The 892-nt window shown below is 70.6% G+C and carries 1 protein-coding gene; it reads left to right on the plus strand.

From position 1 onward, the window contains the following. Window positions 1–892, plus strand: an 892-nt coding sequence (locus tag HET64_RS38545) for an acyltransferase domain-containing protein (RefSeq protein WP_251146467.1), incomplete at both ends; no start/stop codon positions are given.

The raw sequence follows: 892 nt of genomic DNA on the forward strand, positions 1-892 counted from the left end.
AGTTGGCCGGGGATCTGGCCCGGGTCGATGTGGTGCAGCCTGCTTCGTGGGCGGTGATGGTGTCGCTGGCCCGGTTGTGGGAGTCGTTCGGTGTGGTGCCGGCCGCGGTGGTGGGTCACTCGCAGGGTGAGATCGCTGCCGCGGTGATCGCGGGTGCGTTGTCGTTGGAGGATGCTGCCCGGATCGTCGCGGAGCGCAGCCGGGTGATCGGTGAGCGTCTCGCCGGCCGGGGCGGTATGGCGTCGATCGCGTTGCCCGCCGCGACGGTACGGGAGCGGGTTGAGGGGTTCGGTGACCGTCTGGCGGTCGCCGCCGTCAACGGGCCCTCTTCCACGGTGGTTTCGGGTGAGCCCTCCGCGTTGGACGAACTGCTGGCAGCCTTGGAGGCCGAGGAGGTACGCGTTCGGCGTATCGCGGTGGACTACGCCTCCCACTCCTCCCACGTCGAGTCGATCCGCGAGGAACTCCTCGACGTCCTGGCCCCGATCGCGCCGCGTTCGGCGTCGGTGCCGTTCTATTCCACGGTCACCGGCGGCCTGCTCGACACCCAGCAGTTGGACGCCGCCTATTGGGTGCGCAACCTGCGGCAGACCGTCGAGTTCGAAGCCACGACGAAAGCACTGATAGCCGATGGACTGTCGGCCTTCGTCGAGTGCAGCGCCCACCCCGTCCTCGCCGTCGGGATCCAGGACTCCGGCGCCACCGCCGTGATCGGGTCACTCAAGCGGAACGACGGCGGACGGGACCGCTTCCTCGCCGGGGCCGCAGCCGCGTGGGCGAGCGGGCTGACCGTGGCGGCCGACATCCTGTTCCACCGGCCGGGCGCCCGACGCCGCCCGCTGCCGACCTACGCCTTCCAGCGGGAGAGCCACTGGCTCCGGACAGCCGGCAC

This window comes from Streptomyces sp. McG3, assembly GCF_018619185.1.
Lineage (GTDB): Bacteria > Actinomycetota > Actinomycetes > Streptomycetales > Streptomycetaceae > Streptomyces.